Here is a 20,139-nt window from a genome sequence, read left to right as displayed (position 1 = left end):
CTCTCACTTCATGTGCAGCACGCCCTCGCAGCCGCCGGTGATGGCGCGTTCGACGAGCGTGTTCATGTCCCTTTCCCGGTAGGTCAGCACCCGCAGCAGCATCGGCAGGTTCACGCCGGCGATGCCTTCGACGCGCCCTGGTTCCAGCAATTTCAGCGCGACGTTTGCGGGGGTGGCGCCATAGATATCGGTGAGTATCACGACGCCATGGCCCTTGTCGACCGTTGCGAGCAAGCGCCGCGCCTCGGGCAGGATGTCCAGCGGATCGTCCTGGCCCGACAGGCCGAGCTGGATGACGTTGTCGGGGCGCTTGTTCAGCACGTGGCAGGCGCACTGGATCAGCGCCTCGCCGAGCGTGCCGTGGGTGATGAGGAAGATGCCGATCATGGTGTCGTCGCGCTAGTTCAGGGGATTCTAGCCGACGTGCTCCCTGCCGCGCGTATCTTCGGGCACGGCGGCGACCCGGCGGCGGGGCGCGCCGTGCTCAGCGACCGAGTCGCGCGAGCGCCTGCCGGCAGGGCGATCCCGGCGTTTCACCGGGGTCGACGAAGGGGAGGATGGCCGCGAACGGCGTGACGAAGCCGAGCGCAATGCCGGCCAGCGCCCTGGTCGCGAGCGGGCCGGCTTCCGGCCGTACGCGCGGTGTCTCGAAGGTGCCGGCGACGCGCACCGGTGTGCGCAGCGTGAAGGGCGACACGTTGCGCGGCTTCGCCGTGAAGCGCAGGTCGAGCGCCTCGCGCGCGAGATCGACGTCGCCGTCGACCAGCACCAGGGTCACGGGCGTGTCGATCAGCGCGACGCGCGGACTCAGCCGGCCGCCGCGCGCAACGACGTCGGCGACGGCGCAGTCCAGGGGCAGCGCCTGGTCGCCACCCAGCGCGAGGCCGAGGCCCTGGGCGACGTCGAGCCCCATGATCTCGATCAGCAGCCGCGAGATGCTGCCGTCGCGCACGCCTGTGGTCAGTTCGCCGTCGAGGGTTCCGAGCAGGGCCGCCGTGGACCGGCCGTGCCCGGTCAGCCTCGCGCGGCCGTGAAACACGCCGGTGAAGTACGGCGGCTGGGTTGATTCCCCGCCACTGCCGCGGGCGGCCTGGGCCCGCGTCCGCGCGACGCCGATCCAGTCTTCCAGGCGGATGCCCTCCCAGCTCAGGTTCGCTGCCCATTGCGGCGGACGGTGGTCGGCATCGACGGCAATCTCGCCACGCAGGCGTCCCCTTGCCGTGTTCGCATCGAGCTCGCTGAGTGCGAGCCGGCCCTTGTGCAGGCTCAGCGTCGCACGCAGCGGGGAGATCGGCTGCGAGAAGGCGGTGCCGAGATCGACATGGCCGAGATCCACCGCGATGCGCGCGTCCATGGTCTTCAGCGCAGGAAGGTCCAGATCGCGTTCCGGGATGACTCGCCCGGGCGGAGGGGGCGCGCGGCTGCCGTCGGGATTGCGGGTGCCGAACGCCGGTGCAAGATCGGCGAGGACGAAACGCTTGCCGCGCAGCTCGCCCTCGAGCCGCGGCGTGTCCGCGCGTGCGTGGTAGGTGAAGACGCCCTGGACGGCGCTCTCGCCGACCTGTGCGTCGACGACGCGGGCACGCCACAATTCGCCGTCCTTTTCCAGCGTGCCGCGCAGCGAGAATGGGTCGGTGGTCGGCAGCAGCACGCCAAAGAGCTCTCCGAGCACGCCGAGCGAGGCGCCGCGCGCTGCAATCCTGCCTTTCAGGTCGCGGCCGCCGGCGAGGTCCGCCACGGAGCCGTTGAACTCCGCGTGCACGCCGCCATAGTCGACGCGGCCGCTGACCGGCACGGGGTGTGCGTCCTCGCCTTGCGCGGCGAGCTGCAGGAAACCGGCTGCGCCGAGCTCCCCGTCGAGCGTGCGCCCGCGTAGCCGTCCGCGAACGGTCGCGCGTGCAGTGGGCGCCGCCTGTCCGGCGCCTTCATTGGTGGAGAAGAGCGCCCTGAGCGCCGTCCTGGCCGGCACGTCGTCGAATTCGATCGTGCCGTTACGCACCGCCAGCGCATCGACCTGTGGCGGTGGCGCGCTCGCCTGTACGGCAGTGCGTCCGCCGATCTGCCAGGTCGCGGCGCCGTCGGCACGGCGCTTGAGCCGCGCGTCGAGCCGGTCGACGTCGATCGCGGCGATGCGCAGCGGGTGCGACTCGCTCAGCCTCAACAGGTCGCCGTAGCGCAGGGTCACCGCGAGGCCGTCGGCCTGGACCAGATGGGGCGCATCGAAGCCTTCCGGCGCCGCGATCCACACGCCACCGGTGCTGACGCGGACAGTGCCGAGAAGATGAACGCGAAATGGCGCGCTGATGCGGACCGGGCGCTGGAAGCTCCGCGTGAGGGCGGATTCGAGCGGGGCGCGCAGGAAGGGCCAGCCGAGGAACTCTCCCAGCGCGAGGGCCGCGGCCACGGTAGCCAGGATTGCCAACATTGCCCGGCGGACCGGATGCGTTCGCGAAGTGTGGGTCATCGCGGATGCTTGCTGTGGGCGATGCATGTATGACCGCCGCACCCCCGACGGGAGTTTCCCGCCGAGCGTTCTTGTTACCGATGCGCAGTGCCGTGTGGCGTGGTGATCAGAGGTTGTGGCAGGTGATGCACAGCATGTGGTCGCCACCCGCGCCGCGCACATAGTCGGCGGCGTGCTGCGGGTCGGTCGGGCTCAGGCCGTGCTCGATGTGGCAGGACGCGCAGTCGATCACCCACGTGTCGGTGGTCGCGGAGTTCTTCGGTTTGCCTTTCGAGCGCGTAGTCGTTCCGCTGCCGGACGTGCCGGACAGGACGCTGCTGCTGAACAGCTGGATCTCGTCGGGATCGGGCAAGCCGTTGGCGTTGCGGTCGAAGAACAGGATGCCGGTCGTCGTCGTGGTGGCCGGCAGGTTGTAGTCGGCACGGATCGGGTAGTTCACCCGCACGGGGTGATGTCCGGGGTTGACGAAATAGGCGGTCAGATCGGGGGTGGAGCCGTCGATGCCCGTCGCGTAATGACAGGTGCGACAGTCCGAATAGTCGGCGTGCGCGGTCCCGGCGCCGAAAAGCGCCGCAGTTGCCGCCAGCAGCAAGGAAAAGCCCCGCGTCGTAACCAAGACCAGCCGCCCGTGAAAAAGGCTCCCCAAGAGGGGATACGAGCGGGCGAATATACCGACGGGCTAATTTGTGCGCAACAAGTTATGCGTATCGAGTCGAAATAAACGCGAATCGACTATGCGGTGGGGAATTTGGCCCGGTCTTCACCGGGCCGCGAAAGGTCTTATGCCAGGCCCTGGCTCGCGAGGTACTCCTCGTAGGTACCGCGGTAGTCGACGATGGTGCCGTCGAGCTTGATCTCGATGATGCGGGTCGCCAGCGAGGACACGAACTCGCGGTCGTGCGAGATGAACACCAGCGTGCCGGTGAACTTTTCCAGGCCGGTGTTGAGCGACTCGATCGATTCCATGTCGAGGTGGTTGGTCGGCTCGTCCATCAGCAGCACGTTGGGGCGCGACAGCATCAGCTTGCCGAACAGCATGCGGCCTTGCTCGCCGCCCGAGATCACGTTTACGGGCTTGCGCACCTCGTCGCCGGAGAACAGCAGGCGGCCCAGCGTGCCGCGGATCAGCGTCTCGAGGTCCTCGCCGGTCGCGGCCGCGGTGACGCGCGCGTATTCCGAGATCCAGTCGGTGAGCTTCTCGGTGCCGGCGAAGTCGGCCGAGTGGTCCTGCGCGTAGTAGCCCGGCTTGGCCTTCTCGGCCCACTTGATGCTGCCCTTCTGCGGCTGCAGGTCGCCGACCAGCAGCTTCATCAGAGTGGTCTTGCCGACGCCGTTCTCGCCGATGACCGCGACCTTCTCGCCCGCCTCGATGGCGATCGAGAACTTGCCGATGAGCGGCTTCTCCATGCCTTCGTAGGCGAAGGACAGGTTCTCGACCTCGCACGCGAGGCGGTGCAGCTTGTCCTTGTCGTCGTAGTCGAAGCGGATCCAGGGGTACTGGCGGCTGGACGGCTTGACGTCCTCGGGCTTGAGCTTGTCGATGAGCTTGAGGCGGCTGGTGGCCTGCTTGGCCTTGGACTTGTTGGCCGAGAAGCGGCGCACGAATTCCTGCAGGTCCTGGATCTTTTCCTTTGCCCGGGCATTGGCGGCGCTCTGGCGCTCGCGTGCGAGGGTCGACGCCTCCATGTAGTCGTCGTAGTTGCCGGCGTACACGGTGATCGTGCCGTAGTCGAGGTCCGCCATGTGCGTGCACACCTGGTTCAGGAAGTGGCGGTCGTGCGAGATGATCACCATGGTGCTGTTGCGCTCGTTGAGCACGTCCTCGAGCCAGCGGATGGTGTTGATGTCGAGGTTGTTGGTCGGCTCGTCGAGCAGCAGGATGTCGGGGTTCGCGAACAGCGCCTGGCACAGCAGCACGCGCAGCTTCCAGCCCGGCGCGACGTTCTTCATCGGGCCGTTGTGCAGTTCCGTGCCGATGCCCACGCCCAGCAGCAGTTCGCCCGCGCGCGACTCGGCGGTGTAGCCGTCGTACTCGGCGAACTTGCCCTCGAGCTCGGCCGCGTGCATGTAGTCTTCCTCGGTCGCCTCGGGGTTCGCGTAGATCGCGTCCTTCTCCGCCATGCAGGCCCACATCTCCTCGTGGCCCATCATGACGACGTCGAGCACGCGCATGTCCTCGTAGCCGAACTGGTCCTGGCGCAGGTAGGCCATGCGCTCGTGCGGATCCTTCGAGACGTTGCCGGCACTCGATTCGAGCGCGCCGCACAGGATCTTCATGAAGGTCGACTTGCCCGCGCCGTTCGCGCCGATCAGGCCGTAGCGATTGCCTTCGCCGAACTTGACGGAGACATTCTCAAACAGGGGCTTGGCCCCGAACTGCATGGTGATGTTGGCGGCGACGAGCACGGCGGATCCTGATTTTCAGTTAAAACAAAGCTTTGCATTATAGCGCAGATGGGGCTAGGTCGCCGCGACGGATCCTTTTGGGGGCCGGGCACGCCGCTCGCCGCAGCGCCTGCGCCATGCCATGCGGGCGACGATGACTTTGCGCAAATACTCTGCCAAATCAGTCGGATAGATACGACCTTTGCCATATATACGACATAAGCGGAGAGGAATAGAGTGCACTCACCGGCACTCATCCTGGGCCGGGGGCCGACGAGGCGGCGCGGCCGGTCGGGAGGGGGAGGAATCGTGGACGGCGAGCAAGGGTCGCAGCTGCGCAGGGGCGACAATCCGCTTTACGCGGTGCTGCTGCTCGCGTGGGTGCTGTTCAGCGTATCCCTGTTCGCGCTGGTGTTGCGCGGAACATGGGAAGAGATCCGCACCGAGTTCCAGGCGGATGCCGAGGCGGACATCGAGCTGTTGCGCGACCGCCTGCGCACCAACGACGCCCTGCTGTCGGGATTCGCCGCATTTCTCGACGTGTTGGGCGCACCGGCGCGGGAGCAGATCGCCGGCTACGCGAGCCGCCTGCTGGGCGAACATCCGCACATCTACATGCTCGAAGTGGTCGAGAAGGTGCCGGCGCATGCGCGGAATGATTTCGAGCGGGCGCTCGCCGCGCAAGCCGGCCCCGGTGCGCGGATCGGCACCTTCACCTACCAGGATGGAAGACGGTGGCAGCCCGTCGGGGAGAAGGCCGCCTATTTCCCGATCAGCTTCCGGTGGCCCGAAACGCCCGAGTCGCTGCCGGTGCTCGGGCTCGATCTCGATTCGGTGCCGCACCTGCGCGAGGCACTGCTGCGCGCCGAGGCGGGGCACGGAGCCGTGTCCACGCGCCCGTTCGCGCTCATCGAGGGGCCGCTCGCCTACGTGGTGATGAGGCGCACCGACACGGTGCGCTCCGTCATGCGGGTTCCGGGCGCCGAGCAGCGTTATGCATTGCTGGTGGTGAAGGCCGATTCGATGGTTCCCGGCCGTCGCAATCCGCGGACCGCGCATGTGCTGCGCATGCTGGGTGAGACGGGCCCGCAGGATCCGCCGTTGTACGCGGTCCTCGCCGCGCAGCCGATCGGTGCGCTGGAGCGCCGCCTGTTGCCGAAGTTCACCCTGAACGTCGAGGACGTCAGCACCTCGCAGCCCGTACGCCTGACCGTGACGCGCCAGTTGCGCTTCCGGGACATCCGCAGCGAGCCGCTGCTGCTGGCGATCGGTCTGGCCCTGTCCACGCTCGCCGTGCTGGTGCTGTACCTGCGTCGCCACCGTGCGGCGGTCGCGCGCGAGCGCGAGAGCCTGGATCGCGCGACCCACAGCGCGCTGCACGATCCGCTGACCGGCCTGCCCAATCGGCGCCTGTTCTACGATCGCGTCGGCCACGCGAGCGCCCACTGGCGGCGCACCGGCGAAGGGTTTGCGCTGTTCTTCGTCGATCTGGATCGTTTCAAGGAAGTGAACGACGGCCACGGTCATGACGTCGGCGACGCGGTGCTGGGCACGGTCGCCGGGCGCATGCGCGACAGCGTGCGCGAGACGGATACGGTGGCGCGCATCGCCGGCGACGAGTTCGTCGTGCTTCTGCCTGGCGTGACGGATCTTGCGACCGCCGAACCGATTGCCGCGAAGCTGCTCGGCGCCGTGGCACAGCCGGTCGAACTGCGCGACGGGATTGTGGTGGAGATCACCGCCAGCCTGGGAGTGAGCGTTTGCCCCGAGCACGGCAGCGAGCCCGAGGAGCTGATTCGTCACGCGGATGCGGCGATGTACGGCGAGAAGCGGGCCGGGCGCACCGCGCCGGAAGGCACCGCGATGGCCGCTGAGGAGCATGCGGACCCGAGGGCGCCGCGCCTGCGCGTGGTCCGCAAGTTCGTGCGCGGGCAGGGAGGCGCCGTCATCGGGGGCGGCAGGAAGAAGGCTTCGCGCGGCGTTTGATCCCCGAGTTGCGGAGCGTGGGCCGCTGCAGGCGTCAGAGCAGTCTGGCGATGAAGCACGGCGCGTCGGCCTGCGCGCCTGCGGGCAGGGGCAGGCGCACGCGGCGGCCGGCCCCGGGGATGCGCCCGAGCGCTTCGCCTTCGAGGTTTTCGAGCCGTTCCAGCGGGGCGATGATGTTGCCCTGCGGCTGGACGAATTCGAGCCGGTCGCCGATGCCGAAACCGTTCTTCACTTCGATTTCCGCGAGGCCGCTCGCCGGGTCGACGCCCAGCACCTCGCCGACGAACAGGCTGCGCCCCGATTCGGAGTGGCCGCGCATGTAGTTCTGGTGTTCGGGCGTGTGGTGGCGCTGGTAGAAGCCGTCGGTGTAGCCGCGGTTCGCGAGGCCTTCGAGTTCGCCCAGCAGGCGCAGGTCGAAGGGGCGGCCGGCCACGGCGTCGTCGATCGCGCGGCGGTAGCCCTGGCTCGCGCGTGCGACGTAGTAGGGGCTCTTGGTGCGGCCTTCGATCTTGAGCGAATCGACGCCGATGGCGACGAGCCGTTCGATGTGCTCGATCGCGCGCAGGTCCTTCGAGTTCAGGATGTAGGTGCCGTGCTCGTCTTCCTCGATCGGCATGAGCTGCCCGGGGCGGGTGCCCTCCTCGAGGAGGTAGACGCGCGAGGACGCTTCGTGGCGTGCACCGCCGCCGAGCGCGCTGCCGGCCGCATCCGGCGAGCCTTTGCCGCTGGCGTGCAGGTCGCCGGAGCCGTCCTCGTTCGCCTCGTGCACCTTGTAGTCCCAGCGGCAGGAGTTCGTGCAGGTGCCCTGGTTGGGGTCGCGGTGATTGAAGTAGCCCGACAGCAGGCAGCGGCCGGAATAGGCGACGCACAGCGCGCCATGCACGAAGACTTCCAGCTCCATGTCGGGGCAGGCCTGGCGGATGTCCTCGATCTCGTCGAGCGAGAGTTCGCGCGACAGGATGATGCGCTCGACGCCGACCGAAGCCCAGAAGCGCACCGCGGCGTAGTTGGTGGTGTTGGCCTGCACCGACAGATGCACGGCGACCTCGGGCCAGCGCTCGCGCACCATCATGATGAGGCCGGGGTCGGCCATGATCAGCGCGTCGGGCTTCAGCGCGATCACCGGCTCCATGTCGGCGAGGAAGCTGCGCACCTTGCTGTTGTGCGGGTAGATGTTGCTGACGAGGTAGAAGGCCTTGCCCGCGGCGTGCGCCTCGTCGATGCCAGCGGCGAGCGCGTCGAGCTTGTCGAAGCTGTTGTTGCGCACGCGCAGCGAGTAGCGCGGCTGGCCGGCGTAGACCGCGTCCGCGCCGTAGGCGAAGGCGGTGCGCATCATCTGCAGGGAACCGGCGGGTGCGAGGAGTTCGGGCGAGGTACGTGCGGAGGCGGGGGGGGAGGTCGTCATTGTTGTAATGGCTGCGTGCTGCCGGGGGAAGCGCGCAAGGATAACCGGAAACGACTCCGGCGCCCGCAGGCGCCGGAGGGGGCGGCCCGGTATTAACGGGGCCGCCGTGCGGGGCTCGGGCCCCGCGGCTGATCAGGCCGACTTCTTGGCCTTGGTGGCGGGGGCCGGTGCCGGTGCGCTCACCGCATCGACGGCGGCGCGGGCGGTTGCCGTGACGTTGGCTTCGGTGAACTGGATGACCTTGCGGGTCGCCTTATTCACGGTGTCGTAGGCCTGGTTGGCCGCGGCGATTGCCGACTGCACTGCGGCGACGGCGGCTTCGGAACCGGCCGGGGCGGACTTGGCAGCTTTTTCGAGCGCGACGCCGATGGCCTTGTTCACTTCCGAGTACTGGGTCTCGTACGGTGCGGCGGCTTCCTCGACGCCCTGCGCGAGGATCTCGTAGCTGCTGCGGAACCAGGCCAGCGTCTTCTCGGCCGTCGGGCGGACGAGCGAGGCGGAAACGGCCACCAGCTCGTTCGGGGTCTTGATCGACAGCAGGGCCTGCACTGCGGCGATGCCGTCTTCGAGGGCGCTGCGGCCGGCATTGATGTTCAGCGCGGTGAGGCGCTCGAAGGTGTCGAAGCTGCTGCGGGTGGACGCTTCGACGGTGGCGAAGGCGTTCTTGGCGGCGCTGGCGAAGGTGTCGGTCGTGGCGATCATGGTGTTTTCTCCTGTTGGGGCGGGGTCATCGTCTGCTGGCCCACTGCTGCCGGCAGGTTTGCTGCATTGCACAATTCCATTGTAGCGAGTCGGAACCTCACGTCAAGAAAAATTTTGTGCACCGCAGCAATTTCTCCCTGCAACGGGGTGCCGGAGCTCCGGCTCAGGGCTGGATGTCTTGCCCGGCGTGGTGTTCCGGCTGGTCATGGGTGAAGCGGCCGGTGCGCAGGAAGCTCAGAACCTGGTCGGCGCAGCGTGCCGACAGGAGCATCTCCATGTGGCTCACGTGCAGTGTGACGGCGTCGCGCGCGCCGGCGACGCGGGTTTCATCGACCGTGACGATGCCGTCGTGCGGCCGCGGCAGGCCGACCAGGAGACCGGCGAGCCCGAGCGGCCGGGAGCCCGAGATCACTCCGATGTCGACGCCGGGGAGCGCGGGCCGTGGAGCCGTGAGCCAGTCGTGCAGCGAACGGCCGATGAGGGCGGACATGCCGGGCACGCGCAGCAATCCGGTGGCGCTGCGCGAGGAGGTCCAGGGCGGACCCATGAGCACGCAGCGGCGCACGCGCGGGTCGGGATGACGGGCGAGTGCGCTCGCGAGGATGATTCCGCCCAGGCTGTGGCCGACGAGGTGGATGGACCTGCCGGGCAGCGTGGCGAGGAAGCGCGAAAAGGCATCGGCGTTGGCGGCGAGGCCCTGTCGCACCGAGGGGTAGGACCACGCGTGCGTGACGAAACCGCTGCGTTGGAGGCGGCGGCGCAGCAGGCCGAACACGAGCCCGTGCATCCACAGGCCGTGAACGAGCACGACGGTTTCGGCAGCGGGGTTCATGCGGGGCGACTGTAGCGGAATTCGCCCTGCCGCACGATACCCCGGCCGGATCCGCCGGCGAGGGGGCTGCCGCTCAGGCGGCGCCGCCCATGCCCAGCGGCGCGGGCGTGAGGCTGAGGATGCGCTGGTAGAGCGTTTCGGCCTCGTCCTTGGGCTTGATGCCGAAGAGCGGGTTGTCGTTCTCGCGGAAGGCGATGGCGATGCCGGCCCAGTCTTCCGCCGTGAGCACGCGTTCGGCGATGGGGATCAGGGCGTCTTCCTCGGTGCGCAAATGGTCCCACTCGAACTCGGCGTAGCGCTCGGCGGTGTCCCAGAAGGCTTCGCCGGCCTTGGCGTCGCCGCCCTGGAAGGCGATGAGCTGCTTCTTGAGGTCCTCGACCATGGGGTAGCCCAGGTTGTGCTCGCGCTCGAGGCGGGCGATGAGTCCGTCCGCTTCGCGCGTGCGGCGCTGCACGGCGGCGAAGAGGTACTTGTCCTCCTTCGGGTGGTGCCAGCGGTCGGGGTAGGACACGATGTAGTCGAGGATCGCGCGCAGCAGCGGGAAGTTGGGCGCCTCACCCTTGCGCATGCCCTTGACGAGGTAGCGCAGCGAGTAGAGCACGGCGCTGATCGCGAGGTGCTCGTCGCGGATGATCTGGACCGCTTCAGGTTTCACATTTGTCTCCGGTTTTCCTTGTCTTGTGCGGGCCCGTGCCGGGCGTGGACAGGGTTCATGGCAGAGGACGGGTTTGTCGTGGGAGCGGCTTCAGCCGCGAATCGGCGGCTTCGCCGGAGGAAGCATCCGTTCGCGGCTGAAGCCGCTCCCACAAGACCGCGCCTATCGCCCTTTGATTACACGCGCTCGAACGCGAGCGCGATGCCCTGGCCCACGCCGATGCACATGGTCGCGAGGCCGTAGCGGCCGCCGGTGGTCTCGAGCTGGTTCAGCGCCGTCGTGACCAGGCGCGCACCCGAGGCGCCGAGCGGGTGGCCGATGGCGATGGCGCCGCCGTTCGGGTTCACGTGCTCGCCGTCGTCGGGCAGGCCCAGCTGGCGCAGTACGGCGAGGCCTTGGGCGGCGAAAGCCTCGTTCAGCTCGATGGTGTCGAATTCGCCGATGTCCATGCCGAGGCGGGCGATGAGCTTCTGCGTCGCGGGCGCGGGACCGATGCCCATGATGCGCGGGGGCACGCCGGCAGCCGCGGAGCCGAGGATGCGGGCGCGCGGCGTGAGGCCGTGGCGGCGCACGGCGTCCTCCGAGGCCAGCAGCAGCGCGCAGGCGCCATCATTGACGCCGGAGGCGTTGCCGGCGGTGACGCTGCCGTCGGGGCGCACGACGCCTTTCAGCTTGGCGAGGCCTTCCAGCGTGGTGTCGGCGCGCGGGTGCTCGTCGACGCTGAAGATCACCGGGTCGCCCTTCTTGCGCGGAATCTCGACCGGCAGGATCTCACGGCCGAAAAAGCCGCGCTCGTTCGCCGCCGACCAGCGCTGCTGGCTGCGCAGTGCGAAGGCGTCCTGGTCGGCGCGCGAGACGCCGAATTCCTGCGCGACGTTCTCGGCGGTCTCGGGCATCGAGTCGATGCCGTATTGCGCCTTCATCAGCGGGTTCACGAAGCGCCAGCCGATGGTCGTGTCCTCGATCTTGGCGCTGCGCGAGAAGGCGCTGTCGGCCTTGCCCAGCACGAAGGGGGCGCGGCTCATGCTCTCGACGCCGCCGGCGATCATCAGCTCGGTCTCGCCGGAGGCGATCGCGCGCGCCACCATACCCAGCGCGTCGAGGCTGGAGCCGCACAGGCGGTTGACGGTGGTGCCGGGCACTTCGACCGGCAGGCCGGCGAGCAGCGCGGCCATGCGCGCGACGTTGCGGTTGTCCTCGCCGGCCTGGTTGGCGCAGCCGTAGATTATGTCATCGACGGCGGCCCAGTCGACCGACGCATTGCGCGCGACGAGGGCCTTGATCGGCAGCGCGGCGAGGTCGTCGGCGCGCATGGAGGAGAGGGTGCCGCCGTAGCGGCCGAAGGGGGTGCGGATGGCGTCGCAGATGTAGACGTGGCGGGGCATGTCGGTGGGGTCTCCTCTCTTTATGTCAGGGGCGCGCCATCTCGTGCGGGCGCGCCGCGTGCCATTGTGGGGCCAAACGGCCCGGCAGCGTCGGGCGCTGCGTTTGCTCCGGGGCGGCAGCCCGTGTTGCGTATGGCGGAAAAGCCCGAGGCGCCTTCCGCCGCATGCATCGATGCCGGGGTAGCGAAATCGACGGCATACGGCGGAAGGCGCTTCGCTTTTCCGCCCTACGGGCTACGTATCTTTAATACGTCTCGACGTGGAAGCGCGCCTTCGACAGCAGCTGCGGGCGCAGCGCGTCCCAGTCGGCGCCCTTCGCGCGGCAGATGTCGCGGAAGGCTTCCAGCACGCCGGCTTCCATGCCCTTCAGGCCGCAGATGTAGATGTAGCAGTTGTCGTCCTGCAGCATCTGGAACACCTTGTCGGCGCGCTCGCGGATCGCGTCCTGCACGTAGCGCTTGGGCTCGCCGGGCACGCGCGAGAAGGCGAAGTTGATGTCGATGAACTCCTTCGGCAGCTTCTGCAGCGGGCCGAAGTAGGGCAGTTCCTCGGGGGCGCGGGCGCCGAAGAAGAGCACCAGCTCGCCGCCTTCCTTGCGGTCCATGCGGCGGCGGCGGCGCTCGGTCATCGCGCGCATCGGCGCGGAGCCGGTGCCGGTGCAGATCATCATGATCGACGAGCCGGGGTGGTTGGGCATCAGGTAGGTCGAGCCGTAGGGGCCGGTGACCTGCACCTTGTCGCCTTTCTTCAGGTCGCATACGTAGTTCGATGCGACGCCGCGGGTCGGATTGCCTTCGTGGTCCTCGACGACGCGCTTCACCGTCAGGGACAGGTTGTTGTAGTGCGGGCGCTCGCCGTCGCGCGGGCTGGCGACGGAATACATGCGCAGCAGGTGCGGCTTGCCCTTCTCGTCGACGCCGGGCGGGATGATGCCGATGGACTGGCCTTCGAGCACCGGGAAGGGCGTCGTGCCGAAGTCGAGCACGATGTGGTGGATGTCGCTCGAGGCGTCCTCGGCGGTGAGGCGGTAGTTGCCGGTGACGGTCGCGGTGATCGGGTTCGCCGGCGTGTAGAGGTTCACGTAGGGGTGCGATGCGGACCACGGGGCCATCGCCGGGCCGCCCTGGCCGGCGGTCGCGACTTCGGTGATCTGCTGCACTTCGGCGGGCAGTTCGGCCGCGCCCATGACCGTCGCCTCGAACTGGTCGAGCTCGGTGGTGTCGGGCAGGTAGTCCCACGAATACTGGTCGGCGAGGCTGTGGGGCGTGGCCTTGTCGACATTGCGCCAGGAGTCGATCGCGCCCGTCGGACAGGGCGAGATGCAGGCCAGGCAGCCGTTGCAGGTCTCGAACTTGACGACGTAGTTGCGGCTGTCGTGGGTGATCGCATCGACCGGACAGATCTCCTCGCAGGTGTTGCAGCGGATGCAGATCTCGGGATCGATGAGGTGTTGCCTGGCGAGGTTGGCGTGCTCTGCGGGCGCGTTCATGGTTGTCTCTCTCCACGGGGCGGGGGGCGGGCGAGACCCGCTTCCCGGCGTATTACTTTATTTGAGCGGGTGATGGCGGGATCCGCTGCGCTCCTCCCGCCCTACGTCCGCGGCATGGCCGTAGGGCGGGTGAAGCCGCAGGCGTAACCCGCCGATCGTCGCTTAATTAAAGCGAACGTACTCGAAATTGACGGGCTGGTTGTTGATGCCACGGGCCGGCGCTGCGATCCAGTTGGCGAACTTGCCCGGCTCGAGGCAGCGGCCCATCAGCGAATGCACGTACAGGCGGTCGCTCTCGGTCGGCAGCCAGTTCTTGTGCTGGTGCGTCCATTCGGCTTCCGAGATCAGGCGGCCGTCGGGGCTGACATGCACGTCGGCGAACATGCCGATCTTGCGGTGGAAGCCCTTGTGCGGCAGCGTGAAGCGGAAGTCGAAGCCGAACTTCGCCGGGATGCGGTTCCAGCGGTCGACGCCGGCCTGCACGTCGGTGATCCAGTCGTCGCGCAGGCGCTCGTTCAGTGCCGACAGCGCGGGGACGTGGCGGGTGAGGATCTTGTCGCCGGCCACATCCATGACCTCGTATTCCGAGTTCTGCAGCTTGTGGTCGTCGCCGATCTTCTCTTCCTCGAAGCGCCCCTTGAGGCCGTTCGTGTAGTAGGTCGCGGCGTTGGACGAGATCTCGGCGCCGTACAGGTCGCTGGTGACGCTGTAGTGGAAGTTGAGGTACTTCTGCAGCGTCGGCAGGTCGATGACGCCGGCGGCGCGCAGCTTGGCGGGGTCGTCGGTGCCGAGTTCCTTCATCACTTCGCAGGTGCGCTGGATCACGCGGGCGATGCCCGATTCGCCGACGAAGAGGTGGTGCGCCTCCTCGGTGAGCATGAACTTGCAGGTGCGCGCCAGCGGGTCGAAGGCCGATTCGGCGAGCGAGGCGAGCTGGAACTTGCCGTCACGGTCGGTGATGAAGGTGAACATGAAGAACGAGAGCCAGTCGGGGGTCTTCTCGTTGAACGCGGTGAGGATGCGCGGGTTGTCCTCGTCGCCCGAGCGGCGCTCGAGCAGGGCCTCGCCTTCCTCGCGGCCGTCGCGGCCGAAGTGCGCGTGCAGCAGGTAGACCATGGCCCACAGGTGGCGGCCTTCCTCGACGTTCACCTGGAACAGGTTGCGCAGGTCATAGAGCGAGGGGGCGGTGAGGCCGAGGTGGCGCTGCTGCTCGACCGATGCCGGCTCGGTGTCACCCTGGGTGACGATGATGCGGCGCAGGGTCGAGCGGTATTCGCCCGGGACTTCCTGCCACACGTCCTGGCCCTTGTGCTCGCCGAAGGTGATCTTCTTCTCGCCTTCCTGCGGTGCGAGGAAGATGCCCCAGCGGTAGTCGTGCATCTTGACGTAGCCGAAATCGGCCCAACCCTTGGGATCGACGCTGACCGCGGTGCGCAGGTACACGTCGTAGTTGCTCGAATTCTCCGGGCCCATGTCGTCCCACCAGTTCAGGAAGGACGGCTGCCACTGTTCGAGGGCGCGCTGCAGGGTCTTGTTCTCGTTGAGGTTGACGTTGTTGGGGATGCGTTCGCTGTAGTTGATCATCTCTGTACTCCTCCGATTTCGGGTGGGGCCGCGCCGTCGGGGGCGTCGTGCCTCGCTTATTGCTGCTCGCTTTTGCCAAGACTCCCCGCCGCGCCAGGGCGCCGGATGCAACGGCAGGGGGACGGCCTGCCGCGCGGCGCGGGAACGATTCGTATGCCTTACACGCGGTTCCAGTCGAACTGCGCCTTCTTGCCCGAGCCGAAGAGCTTCAGCGCGCCGTTCTCGCCGACCGCGTTGGGGCGGTTGAAGATCCAGTTCTGCCAGGCCGACAGGCGGCCGAAGATGCGGGTGTTCATCGTCTCGACGGGACCGAAGCGCAGGTTGGCTTCGAGGCCGGTGAGCGCGTCGGGCGACAGCGCGGCGCGTTCCTCGATGGCGATGCGGACTTCCTCGGCCCAGTCGAGGTCATCGGGGATCGCGGTGACGAGGCCCAGCTCCATCGCCTCGGCGGGCGACAGCAGGCTGCCCTGCTTGGCCTTCACGGCGGCGACCGGGGCTTCCTCCTGGTAGAAGCGGGCGTCGATGCGCGACAGGCCGTTCACCATCGGGAAGGTGCCGAAGTTCATCGCCGACAGGCCGACGACGTTCTTGGCTTCGGCGGCGTCGAGCATGTAGCTGCGGTCGGCGGCGAGCGCGATCTCGAGCAGCGTGCCGGCGAAGCAGGAGCCCGGCTCGATCAGCGCGTACAGGCTGCGCGAGGACACGTCGATGCGGGCGAGCGTGCGGCGCAGCATGCCGATGGTCTCGCGGACGAACCAGTTGTCGCGGTTGGCGTCGATGGTGGCGTCGATGTCGAGCACGACCTGGGCGTCGCCTTCGGTGCGCAGCTGCCACAGGCCGACGTCGAGGTGGTTGGTGCGCAGGTTCAGGATCGCGTCGTCGAGCTCGCGTGCCATCTGCAGCGGCCACCACTTGATGCCCTGCGCCTCGATCTCGGCGGCGGTCTTCGCGGTGACGGCGGCGGGGGCGCGCACGGTCAGGGTCACGGTGCGGCCGTCGGCGTCGATCGTCGCATCGACGAATTCGTAGTGGTAGCCTTTCTCGTCGACCGTGCGCTCGAGCGTCGTGAGCTTCACGCCCTTGGCGCCGGCGGGGCGGTCCGAGGTCTGGGCGAGCGCCTTGGCGCGGGCCTGGATGTGCTCGGCGAACTGTTGCTGCTTGACGACGTCGTCGACCAGGCGCCAGTCCTTGGCACGCTGGCCGCGCACGCCTTCCGAGATCGTGCAGAAGATGTCGGCGTGGTCGCGGCGCACGCGGCGCTTGTCGGTGACGCGGGTCAGGCCGCCGGTGCCGGGCAGCACGCCCAGCAGCGGCACTTCGGGCAGCGAGACCGAGGAGTTGCGGTCATCGACCAGCACGATCTCGTCGCAGGCAAGCGCCAGCTCGTAGCCGCCGCCGGCGGTGGTGCCGTTGCACGCGGCGAGGAACTTGAGGCCCGAGTACTGGCTGGAGTCCTCGATGCCGTTGCGCGTCTCGTTGGTGAACTTGCAGAAGTTCACCTTCCACGCGTGGGTCGACAGGCCCAGCATGTAGATGTTGGCGCCGGAACAGAAGATCTTCGGCTTGCCCGAGGTGACGACCACGGTGCGCACTTCCGGGTGCTCGAAGCGCACGCGCTGCAGCGCGTCGTGCAGCTCGATGTCCACGCCCAGGTCGTAGGAGTTGAGCTTCAGCTTGTAGCCCGGGCGGATGCCGCCGTCCTCGTCGATGTTGAGCGTCAGCGTGGCGATCTCGCCGTCGGTCGCGAGCGACCAGTGGCGGTACTTCGACGGCTCGGTACGGTAATCCACCAGTTCTGCGACCGGCTTGTTCGCGACTGCTTGCATGGTCTGTCTCCTCTCTCTCTGTTGAAGTTGCTCAGCCCATCACGAGCTGGCGCAATTTGATGAAACTCTGGTCCACCGTTTCACCCGAGGTGTCGAGCACGGTGTCGGCCTTGGCGTAGAGGGGCAAGCGCGCCTCGAGGATGCGCTTGAGGTCCTCCATCGCCTCGTCGTTGCCCGCCATCGGGCGCAGGTCGCCCTGGGCCATCACGCGGGACATGTGTTCTTCCGGCTGGGCCTTGACCCACACGGTCATGCACTGCGACAGCAGCATCTCGAAGCTTTCCGGCTGCGACACGACGCCGCCGCCGACCGAGATCACGGCGCGCGGGTTGTCGCGCAGCACGCGCTCGAGGGTGCGCTTCTCGATGCGGCGATAACCGGACTGGCCGTACAGCGAGAAGATCTCGCGCCCGGGGATGCCGGTTTCCTTCTCGATCTCGCGGTCGAGCTCGATGAAGGGCATGTTTTCTTCCTGCGCGAGGCGCTTGCCGAGCGTCGACTTTCCGGCGCCGCGCAGGCCGATCAGCGCGACGCGCTTGCGGCGCACGGCTTCCTCGTGGCCGAAGTCGCGCATCAGGCGGAACACCACTTCTTCCAGGCGGTGCTGCGGCAGGCGCTCGAGGAAGCGGCGGATGAGGCGCTTCTCGACGGTGTCTTCGGTTTCCGGCGCGAGCAGCTCGATCAGCGAAACGTTGAGCGCGCGGGCGATGTTGTGCAGCAGGACGATGGACACGTTGCCGTCGCCGCCTTCGAGGTGGGCGAGGTGGCGTTCCGAAACGCCGGCTTCACGCGCCACGAGCTTTCTCGTCATGCCACGGCGGTCGCGGATCTCGCGGACGCGCTTGCCGAGCGTCGGCAGGATATTGCCTTCGGCGGCCTGGTCGGCCGTCTGGAGCTCTTCCTGCTGCTGTTCGGTGGTGGGTTCGAGGCTCATCTGGGTTCCTTGTCTGCAGCGAACTGCATCGGTTGAGTTGAACAATAGTGCATCAGATTCGTTGCGTCAACATCTAAAGTGCAGTTTTGTTTGTGGTGCACTGCGTTAATCTGCAGTTTTCGTCCAGTATAGAAGGTGCTTCGTCGCTCCGCTGTGTCAAAAACTGCATCTATGTTTAAGTGTTGCTGAGAAAAGTGGAAGTAAAGTGCTTGACGGAGAAAATTGCGCGTGTATTCTATCTCCACCGATTGCGCTCCGGCGCGACGCCAGAACATCAGACATCCGGCGCAGACCGCGATGCCTCAACAGAGAGAGGAGACAAACAGGTGAAGCTGGCCAATTACGTATACGGGCAATGGATCGAAGGCGCGGGCGAAGGCGCGGCGCTGACGGACCCCGTCACCGGCGAGGCGCTGGTGCGGGTTTCGTCCGACGGCATCGACGTCGCACGTGCACTGGAGTTCGCCCGCACCGCAGGCGGGGCGGCTCTGAAGGCCCTGACGTACGAGGAGCGCGCCGCGAAACTCGCCGCGATCGCCGAGCTGCTGCAGGCGAAACGTGCAGAATATTTCGACATCTCGCTGCGCAACTCGGGCGCGACCGAAGGTGACGCATCCTTCGACGTCGATGGCGCCATCTTCACCGTCAAGAGCTACGCCCGCGCCGGCAAGGCGCTGGGCGCCGGGCGTCACCTGAAGGAAGGCGGCCGTGTCGCACTCGCGAAGACGGACGTGTTCCAGGGCCAGCACTTCCTGATGCCGCTGACCGGCGTCGCGGTGTTCATCAACGCGTTCAACTTCCCCGCCTGGGGCTTGTGGGAGAAGGCCGCGCCGGCGCTGCTCGCGGGCGTGCCCGTGTTCGCCAAGCCGGCGACCCCGACCGCGTGGCTCGCGCAGCGCATGGTCGCCGACGTTGTGGAAGCGGGCATCCTGCCGCCGGGCGCGATCTCCATCGTGTGCGGTGGAGCCCGGGACCTGCTCGATCACGTCACCGAATGCGACGTCGTGTCCTTCACCGGCTCGGCCGACACCGCGGCGCGCATGCGCACGCATCCGAACGTCGTTGCGCGCTCGGTACGGATCAACATCGAGGCCGACAGCGTGAACTCGGCGATCCTCGGCCCGGACGCGCAGCCCGGCACGCCGGAATTCGATCTCGCGGTGAAGGAGATCGTGCGTGAGATGACGGTCAAGACCGGCCAGAAATGCACGGCAATCCGCCGCATCCTCGCGCCCGCGGGTGTTTCGCGCGCGCTCGCCGATGCAGTGTCGGGCAAGCTCGCCGGCTGCAAGGTGGGGAACCCGCGCAGCGAGGGTGTGCGCGTCGGGCCGCTGGTGAGCAAGGCGCAGCAGGCCGCGGCCTTCGAGGGCCTGGCGAAGCTCAGGCAGGAATGCGAGGTCGTGTTCGGCGGCGATCCGGATTTCGAGCCGGTCGATGCCGACGCGGCGGTGTCCGCCTTCGTGCAGCCGACCCTGCTGTACTGCGACAAGGGGCTGGCGGCGCGCCACGTGCATGACGTCGAGGTCTTCGGCCCGGTCGCGACCATGGTGCCCTACGCCGACACGCGTGACGCCGTCGCGATCGCGCGTCGCGGCCACGGCTCCCTCGTCGCCTCGGTATATTCGGGCGACGCGGCCTTCCTCGGCGAACTGGTGCCGGGGATCGCCGACCTCCATGGCCGCGTGATGGTCGTCGATGCCGCGGTGGGCGCGAACCACACCGGCCACGGCAACGTGATGCCGACCTGCCTGCACGGCGGTCCCGGGCGCGCCGGCGGCGGCGAGGAGTTGGGCGGTCTGCGCGCGCTGGCGATGTATCACCGCCGCTGCGTCGTGCAGGGCGGCCCCGCGGTGCTGGAAGCCCTGTCGCGTGACGCAGTCGACGCTGCGTTGCTCGGCGCATGAACTATAAAACATACACGCATCCCGCCCCCTGACCCCAACACCCAGTTCCGACGGAGAGACGGAGACATGACCCCAGACCAGTTCCAGGCCCTGATCGCGAAGGTGACCGACGAGATTGCCGGCCGCCCGCTCGACGGCCAGCTCGCCGATTTCCTCAACGAACGCTTTCCGGCGAACGGGCCGGAGTTCCAGGCCATCGCCAAGGCCTGCAGCGATGCGGTTGCCGCCGGCTGGATGTGCGAGCGCGAGCACGGCGGCATCAGGTTCGGGCGCGTGATCAAGCCGACCGACGCGATCCACGGCTTCAGCGTCGACGTCGTCGAGATGCAGGACGTCGTCGGCCCGCAGCACGCGCACCCCAACGGCGAGATCGACATGATCATGCCGCTGGAAGGCGACGCGAAGTTCGACGGTCATGGAGCGGGCTGGTTTGTCTATGAAGCGGGCAGCGTGCACCGTCCGACCGTGATGGGCGGGCGCGCGTATGTGCTGTATCTGCTGCCGCAGGGCGCAATCGAGTTCACGAAATCGTAGGGCTTTACCGCCGGGCTTTAGCTGTGGGAGCGGCTTCAGCCGCGAATCGGCGGT

Annotated in this window: 16 protein-coding genes; 3 read left to right on the top strand and 13 right to left on the bottom strand. The window is 67.7% G+C overall.

The window, feature by feature from the left end:
* Nucleotides 1-3 precede the first annotated feature (3 nt).
* From GO615_RS01750 to GO615_RS01735, 4 genes are all read right to left on the bottom strand, one after another.
* Complete coding sequence (locus GO615_RS01750) at nucleotides 4-387, bottom strand: PTS sugar transporter subunit IIA (protein ID WP_169125320.1); 384 nt, start codon at nucleotides 385-387, stop codon at nucleotides 4-6.
* A 97-nt stretch (nucleotides 388-484) separates the two neighbouring features.
* On the bottom strand, nucleotides 485-2,425 hold the full coding sequence (locus GO615_RS01745; RefSeq protein WP_246262098.1) for an AsmA family protein: 1,941 nt from the start codon (nucleotides 2,423-2,425) through the stop codon (nucleotides 485-487).
* Between the two features lie 145 nt (nucleotides 2,426-2,570).
* Entirely contained in the window at nucleotides 2,571-3,080 is a 510-nt protein-coding gene (locus GO615_RS01740; protein ID WP_169125318.1) for a hypothetical protein, read from the bottom strand.
* 164 nt (nucleotides 3,081-3,244) lie between these two features.
* Nucleotides 3,245-4,870 carry an ABC-F family ATPase gene (locus tag GO615_RS01735; RefSeq protein ID WP_169125317.1) on the bottom strand — a complete coding sequence of 542 codons (1,626 nt, stop codon included), beginning with the start codon at nucleotides 4,868-4,870 and terminating at the stop codon, nucleotides 3,245-3,247.
* 288 nt (nucleotides 4,871-5,158) lie between these two features.
* Between GO615_RS01735 and GO615_RS01730 the strand changes: the two genes are divergently transcribed.
* Nucleotides 5,159-6,835 (top strand): diguanylate cyclase domain-containing protein, encoded by a 1,677-nt coding sequence (locus GO615_RS01730; RefSeq protein WP_169125316.1) that lies wholly within the window; start codon nucleotides 5,159-5,161, stop codon nucleotides 6,833-6,835.
* Nucleotides 6,836-6,869: 34 nt separating this feature from the next.
* Here the strand turns inward: GO615_RS01730 and trhP are convergent, their stop codons facing one another.
* From trhP to GO615_RS01685, 9 genes are all read right to left on the bottom strand, one after another.
* On the bottom strand, nucleotides 6,870-8,240 hold the full coding sequence (gene trhP, locus GO615_RS01725) for a prephenate-dependent tRNA uridine(34) hydroxylase TrhP (RefSeq protein WP_169125315.1): 1,371 nt from the start codon (nucleotides 8,238-8,240) through the stop codon (nucleotides 6,870-6,872).
* 132 nt (nucleotides 8,241-8,372) lie between these two features.
* Nucleotides 8,373-8,942, bottom strand: a complete 570-nt coding sequence (locus GO615_RS01720) for a phasin family protein (RefSeq protein ID WP_169125314.1) — start codon at nucleotides 8,940-8,942, stop codon at nucleotides 8,373-8,375.
* Between the two features lie 163 nt (nucleotides 8,943-9,105).
* Entirely contained in the window at nucleotides 9,106-9,774 is a 669-nt protein-coding gene (locus GO615_RS01715; protein WP_169125313.1) for an esterase/lipase family protein, read from the bottom strand.
* 73 nt (nucleotides 9,775-9,847) lie between these two features.
* Nucleotides 9,848-10,429 (bottom strand): hemerythrin domain-containing protein, encoded by a 582-nt coding sequence (locus tag GO615_RS01710; protein WP_169125312.1) that lies wholly within the window; start codon nucleotides 10,427-10,429, stop codon nucleotides 9,848-9,850.
* A gap of 176 nt (nucleotides 10,430-10,605) precedes the next feature.
* Nucleotides 10,606-11,814 carry a 3-oxoadipyl-CoA thiolase gene (gene pcaF, locus GO615_RS01705; RefSeq protein WP_169125311.1) on the bottom strand — a complete coding sequence of 403 codons (1,209 nt, stop codon included), beginning with the start codon at nucleotides 11,812-11,814 and terminating at the stop codon, nucleotides 10,606-10,608.
* A 244-nt stretch (nucleotides 11,815-12,058) separates the two neighbouring features.
* On the bottom strand, nucleotides 12,059-13,303 hold the full coding sequence (gene boxA, locus GO615_RS01700; protein ID WP_169125310.1) for a benzoyl-CoA 2,3-epoxidase subunit BoxA: 1,245 nt from the start codon (nucleotides 13,301-13,303) through the stop codon (nucleotides 12,059-12,061).
* 162 nt (nucleotides 13,304-13,465) lie between these two features.
* Nucleotides 13,466-14,887, bottom strand: coding sequence for a benzoyl-CoA 2,3-epoxidase subunit BoxB (gene boxB, locus GO615_RS01695; protein ID WP_169125309.1), 1,422 nt, complete (start codon nucleotides 14,885-14,887; stop codon nucleotides 13,466-13,468).
* Nucleotides 14,888-15,045: 158 nt separating this feature from the next.
* Complete coding sequence (gene boxC / locus GO615_RS01690) at nucleotides 15,046-16,713, bottom strand: 2,3-epoxybenzoyl-CoA dihydrolase (RefSeq protein WP_169125308.1); 1,668 nt, start codon at nucleotides 16,711-16,713, stop codon at nucleotides 15,046-15,048.
* 31 nt (nucleotides 16,714-16,744) lie between these two features.
* On the bottom strand, nucleotides 16,745-17,647 hold the full coding sequence (locus GO615_RS01685) for a helix-turn-helix transcriptional regulator (protein ID WP_169125307.1): 903 nt from the start codon (nucleotides 17,645-17,647) through the stop codon (nucleotides 16,745-16,747).
* A gap of 326 nt (nucleotides 17,648-17,973) precedes the next feature.
* Between GO615_RS01685 and GO615_RS01680 the strand changes: the two genes are divergently transcribed.
* The gene (locus GO615_RS01680; RefSeq protein WP_169125306.1) at nucleotides 17,974-19,551 is read left to right on the top strand and encodes a 3,4-dehydroadipyl-CoA semialdehyde dehydrogenase; all 1,578 of its coding nucleotides are present in this window, start codon (nucleotides 17,974-17,976) and stop codon (nucleotides 19,549-19,551) included.
* A 66-nt stretch (nucleotides 19,552-19,617) separates the two neighbouring features.
* On the top strand, nucleotides 19,618-20,085 hold the full coding sequence (locus GO615_RS01675) for a DUF4863 family protein (RefSeq protein ID WP_169125305.1): 468 nt from the start codon (nucleotides 19,618-19,620) through the stop codon (nucleotides 20,083-20,085).
* Nucleotides 20,086-20,139 lie beyond the last annotated feature (54 nt).

This window comes from Aromatoleum evansii (assembly GCF_012910805.1).
Classification (GTDB): Bacteria; Pseudomonadota; Gammaproteobacteria; order Burkholderiales; family Rhodocyclaceae; genus Aromatoleum; species Aromatoleum evansii.
This window is presented reverse-complemented; position numbering and strand designations above follow the sequence as displayed.